This is a genomic window from Paracoccus sp. TRP (genome assembly GCF_000185925.1).
Taxonomy (GTDB): domain Bacteria; phylum Pseudomonadota; class Alphaproteobacteria; order Rhodobacterales; family Rhodobacteraceae; genus Paracoccus; species Paracoccus kondratievae.
In genome coordinates, this window is the sequence record NZ_AEPN01000110.1 from 1 (window position 1) to 1,499 (window position 1,499).

The 1,499-nt window shown below is 59.0% G+C and carries 2 protein-coding genes; both read left to right on the forward strand.

Annotation, left to right across the window (positions count from 1 at the left end; all coding sequences use genetic code 11):
• The coding region (locus PARACOCCUSGL_RS21160) for a DEAD/DEAH box helicase (RefSeq protein ID WP_010400960.1) at positions 1-904 on the forward strand (904 nt) is incomplete at its 5' end.
• On the forward strand, positions 901-1,499 hold a 599-nt coding region (locus PARACOCCUSGL_RS21165), incomplete at its 3' end, for a hypothetical protein (RefSeq protein WP_010400962.1). The genes PARACOCCUSGL_RS21160 and PARACOCCUSGL_RS21165, both read left to right, overlap by 4 nt.

Consider the following 1,499-nt stretch of genomic DNA (forward strand, 5'->3'; position numbering starts at 1 on the left):
ATGGATTGCCAAGACCAATGAACACTTTGGCGGCCCTGTAAAGACCATAGTCTTTTCCCCGACCGTTGAGCATGGCCGTGAACTGTGCGCAGCGTTCAGCTCCGCGGGCTTCAATTTCCAGCAGATCAGCTATCTGGACCGCGATGACGCTGAGCGCGCCGAAAAAATCGCAGAATTTCGGCGTGATGACAGCGTAATCCACGGGCTGGTGTCCTGCGGCGTGCTGACCAAAGGGTTCGATGTGCCGGACGTTCGGTGCGGCATTTCCTGCAAGCCCTATCGAAAGAGCCTGTCCAGTCACATGCAGGAGATCGGCCGCATCATGCGGACCTGCGAAGGCAAGGACAAAGCGATCTGGCTGGATCATTCGGGAAATATCGAGCGGTTCGGACTGGATATGTTCGATGTGTGGGAAAATGGCGTTGGTGATCTGGATCACTCCACGAAGCGCGACAGCAAGCCGAGAGAGCGCAGCGAACGGGAAAGAGAGAAGGTCGTTTGTCCAGAATGTTCTGGTGCTCTGCGCGGCAACACCTGCCTGTGCTGCGGATGGGAAAAACCAGCCCGCTCCGGCATCGTCACGGTCGCTGGTGAGATGCATGAGTATAATCCCCAGACTCTGGCGATGGAGCCGCGCGCCGGCTTGCGAGCTGACTGCCTGAAAGAGCCGCGCAAGGTCTGGGATGCTGCGTTGTGCTACACGTCCGAGCACAGCCGTAAGGGCGAGGACCATGCACGCAGATGGGCTTATGGAATTTTTAGAGGCATCTACCCGAATGACAAATTGCCATTTGGGTGGTTCGACGCTCCGATCCAGCGCACGGTAGATCAATCGGCCTATGCTCTGATCCAGCGAGAGACTCAGAGATTCCGCAAGAACAGCAAGCGGAGGGCAATGGCATGAGTATTCACGCCGCCATGTCTGACGCCTGCCGCGCCGTTGGCATTATCCCACCGACCAAAACAAGGCACGGCCAATGGGTACAGTGCCCGGCTGAAGGGAAGAGCAAATCAAACACGTCTGGCCGCGTCCTGATATTTGACGATGGTCGCGGTGGCATCTGCTGGAACTGGATCACCGGCCAGCAGCAGCGATTTACAGTCGATGGGCTGGCGGGCCAGAACGAGGTGAAAGCCCCGCCGCGCGACATTGAGGCCGAACGCAGGGCTGAAGCCGAGCGTCGGGAGGTGTTCGCCACATGTCAGCGCATTGTGACGGCCTGCGATCAGGCGCAGCACCCGTATCTGGCGCGCAAAGGGTTTCCAGATGAGCGGGGGCTTGTCATTGACGATCCCCGCAAGTTCATGCCGATCGGTCGGCTTGGGGATGCCATGGCCGCCGCGCTGCCTGATGGCGATGGGCCGCTGTTGGTCATTCCAGGCCGTATCGCTCAGCAGATCACCACGCTGCAATTCATCACCCCCGATGGGGCCAAGAAGAACATCCTCAAAGGGACGATGGGCGGTGCAAGCCACAGGATCGCCACAGGGCGCGAAAC